Annotated in this window: 2 protein-coding genes and 1 pseudogene; all 3 read left to right on the top strand. The window is 56.9% G+C overall.

From position 1 onward, the window contains the following. The first annotated feature begins 223 nt into the window (after positions 1-223). Positions 224-1,075, top strand: a complete 852-nt coding sequence (locus C471_RS16740) for a helix-turn-helix transcriptional regulator (RefSeq protein ID WP_152421785.1) — start codon at positions 224-226, stop codon at positions 1,073-1,075. 167 nt (positions 1,076-1,242) lie between these two features. Continuing rightward, positions 1,243-1,506: a hypothetical protein gene (locus C471_RS00010; RefSeq protein WP_152421784.1), complete on the top strand. Its 264-nt coding sequence runs from the start codon at positions 1,243-1,245 to the stop codon at positions 1,504-1,506. After that, positions 1,503-1,895: pseudogene (locus tag C471_RS00005) on the top strand (hypothetical protein); the annotation flags it as partial. The gene C471_RS00010 and the pseudogene C471_RS00005, both read left to right, overlap by 4 nt.

Here is a 1,895-nt window from a genome sequence, read left to right as displayed (position 1 = left end):
GATGCAGGCGGTCGCCGAGGAGCTCGCCGCCGATCTCGACATGGAGATTCCCGACGAGCCGCAGAAGGCCGACGTGATCCGGCTGCTGCTCCGGCTCGGCCTTCGTGCTGGTGACAGTGAGGAGTACGAGCGACTCGTCGACGCGAGAGGCGAACAGGCGAAGCGGTCGATGTAAGAACGGTCCGACCCCAAGAAATATCTACACTGTTCGGGATCTTTTAATGTGCTCTCAGGAACGAATTTACAACTCGTAGTTTCCGTTTCACAGGCGATATTTTCATTAGGTCTGTTAGTTGTGACCGCAGTATACACGTACTACACCCGACAGCAGAGTGACGCAACCGAAAACCAAATAGACGTTGTTGAGTCACAAACCAAAGCATCGGCAAAGCCCTATCTGAAGGCGACTATTGAGCGGTCGGGACCTGTAGTATGCAACTTTGTGATTCAAAATACGGGAAATGGAGCCGCACATAATGTGACAGCTTCGTGGAAAATTGGATCAGAGAGTGAAAAGAGAGAATGGACGATTCCTCTCTTACCTTCTAACCAGAAACATCGATTCCATCTATCTGATCCGAGTGGCGAAGAGATACTCCCAACAGAGAGGGATATAAAGGAGGCATATGAGGATCTTGGATTCAACTTAAAATTTGAGGCAGATTGTGAGGACATATTTGACGAGTCACACGACTTTGAAGAGACGATAGATCTGGAGGAAGCGATTTGGGGGCGGGAAGAGGCTGCGTACGAGCTCTTATCAGGGCAACCAGAGGAGACGATTGCTGAGGGAATCGAATCCATTAGCGAAAATTTTGATGACATAGGAAACGTGGCAACATATCTCCGCCGGGAATTGCCCTCGATTGTTAATGCACATCAAGCCGAGCAGGAATTACGCCTCCTTCAGCAATTTGGAGAAATGACCATTGAACAGTTATCTCAAATTTCATCGGAGGAACAGCATCGGGTGTACTGGAAAATGGAATCGCTTGCCGAAGATGGACTGGTAGAGTTTGATGAGGAAGACGAAATAGTTCGATTACCTGACGACAAGCAGGCCAGTACAGAATAAGCTCACGTCGGTAGCTTTTTTGTTTGGTTGTCGTCCCGGACCTATTTACCCCAGACGACCGCTGATACACCTACACACCGGAGCGACCGGCACAACCCCCTATGACCGATCGAGACACCCGCCTGAGAGACGAACAGCCAGCCGACACCGCACACCGGGCTTCCGGTGTGACTGACACGCTGAACGCCGGCGATACGCACGTCGTTCGTGGCGTCGGCGAGAACACCCGTGTCGAGTGTCCGGAGCACGACGCCGTCTTCGGCCCGCACCCTGGCGCCCGATCAACGTTCGACTGCTGTCCGTACTGCGGCGCCGACGCCGACACGCTCGGCCATGAGGCCGGTCCCGTCGAGGGCGAGTTACAGTGCCCGTCGACGGCCATGAGCACGTATCGCTTCTGTCCCGGCTGTGGAACGCAGGTGGGCGAATGAGCGCCGACCGAGACGACTCGGACTCCGGCGCGATCGAGCGCGGTACCGGTGTCCCCGATATCCCGGACCTCAACGAGTGTCAGAACTGCGGCGACGAGCGTGACGGCCATTCGTACCTGATCGTGTTCGGCGAGTGGAACGCCGACAGCCGGGGGTTCGAGCACCCGCCGGCCATGCGCCCGCTCTGTCACGACTGCTGGAGCGAGGAGCACGGGCGGACGACCGGCGCCCACTGGTCGATCGACGACCCGCAGCGCGTGTGGGACGTACTCCGTGCGTCCGATGGCGAGCTGGTCGCCGACCTCTCACCGCTGTTCATGGGCGGGCGCCCGTTCGTCCGCGTCGGCGGCGACGGCGAGATGACGGCGGTCGGCCCGACGCTGATCGAC

Origin of the sequence: Halorubrum saccharovorum DSM 1137, from assembly GCF_000337915.1 — an archaeon.
GTDB classification, from domain to species: domain Archaea; phylum Halobacteriota; class Halobacteria; order Halobacteriales; family Haloferacaceae; genus Halorubrum; species Halorubrum saccharovorum.
Note: the sequence above shows the minus strand (reverse complement) of the source record. Positions and strands in the feature narration are given on the sequence as shown.